Origin of the sequence: Lyngbya sp. PCC 8106 (genome assembly GCF_000169095.1) — a bacterium.
GTDB lineage: Bacteria > Cyanobacteriota > Cyanobacteriia > Cyanobacteriales > Microcoleaceae > Capilliphycus.
Map to the genome: position 1 here is coordinate 1 of NZ_AAVU01000107.1, position 1,472 is coordinate 1,472.

Here is a 1,472-nt window from a genome sequence, read left to right on the forward strand (position 1 = left end):
CTTTTGGGTAGAGGAAAAGCATAATCACGATAGCCTAGCAAGTCAAGCAAAAATTTAAGCTCGTTTGGTGATGGCTCTGAAACCGGATCTAGAGGGTTCATTTCGTCTAACTGTTCGCGTAGTTTTTCATCTGCAACATACAGCAAAACCTTCGCTTCTAGAGATGAACCAATCATTTTTTCTTTTCGCGCTTTTTCCATCACTTGGTTAACTTCGGCGCGAATTTCCCGCAATTTTTGCCAGAATTTAGCAAGTTCCGGTTGTTTCCAATTTTCCTCTAATTTCACCCAACCCGACTCAAATACCGATAAATAAGGAGTGGAATAGGGTAAATTTTGCCAAATATCTTCCGCCATATGACAGAGAACAGGTGAAATAGCTTTGGCGAGGCTTTCTAACGCAACTGCTAACACCGTTTGACAACTGCGACGTCGGATGGAATTCTCTGCACTAATATACAGCCGATCTTTGGCAATATCAAGGTAAAAATTCGATAGATCAACAACACAGAAATTCTGCACAGTTTGGAAGAAACGGAAGAATTGAAATTGATCAAAGGCATCTTTAATCTCAGTAAAAACTTCCGTGATTCGATGCAGCATATATTGATCTAAATCGGGCAATTCTTCATAAGCCACTGCATCTTTTTCGGGGTCAAAATCATGCAAATTTCCAATTAAGAATCGGGAAGTATTTCTAATTTTGCGGTAGATATCCGACATTTGTTTGAGGATATTTCCACCCAAAGGTACATCGGTTGAATAATCAACTGACGACACCCACAACCGCAAAATATCAGCCCCGTAGGGTGGTTCTTTCTGTTGGTTTTTACCGCCTTCAATCACAATCGCCGGGTCAACCACATTCCCCAAAGATTTACTCATTTTATGTCCTTTTTCATCCAAGACAAATCCATGAGTTAATACCGTTTTATAGGGCGCATGACCATAGTTAGCTACGCTAGTTAACAAACTGGAATTAAACCAGCCTCGGTGTTGATCAGACCCCTCTAAATACATATCAACGGGATAACCTAACCCTCGCTGTTTAGCAACCGCAGCCCAGGAAGAACCGGAGTCAAACCAGACATCCATTGTATCGGTTCCTTTGCGGTATTTTGCTGCATCTTGGCGATATTTTTCGGGTAATAACTCCTCAATAGACAGTTCCCACCACGCATCTGAACCTTTTTCAGCGATAATATTTTGAACGTGAGAAATGGTTTCTTCATTCATTAAATGTTCACCCGTTTCTTCATCGTAAAAAACAGGAATCGGTACGCCCCAACTGCGTTGACGGGAGATACACCAATCTGAACGTTCAGCCACCATTGGGGTGATGCGGTTTTCGCCTTGGGCGGGAATCCAACGCACATCTTTAATCGCTTTTAATGCTTCTTCGCGGAACCCTTCAACGGAGGCAAACCACTGTTCAGTTGCCCTAAAAATCGTCGGTTTTTTGGTTCGCCAATC

At 42.3% G+C, this 1,472-nt stretch carries 1 protein-coding gene; it reads right to left on the reverse strand.

Going from position 1 to position 1,472, the window contains the following annotated elements:
• Nucleotides 1-1,472, reverse strand: a 1,472-nt coding sequence (locus L8106_RS29130; protein WP_009788182.1) for a class I tRNA ligase family protein, incomplete at both ends; no start/stop codon positions are given.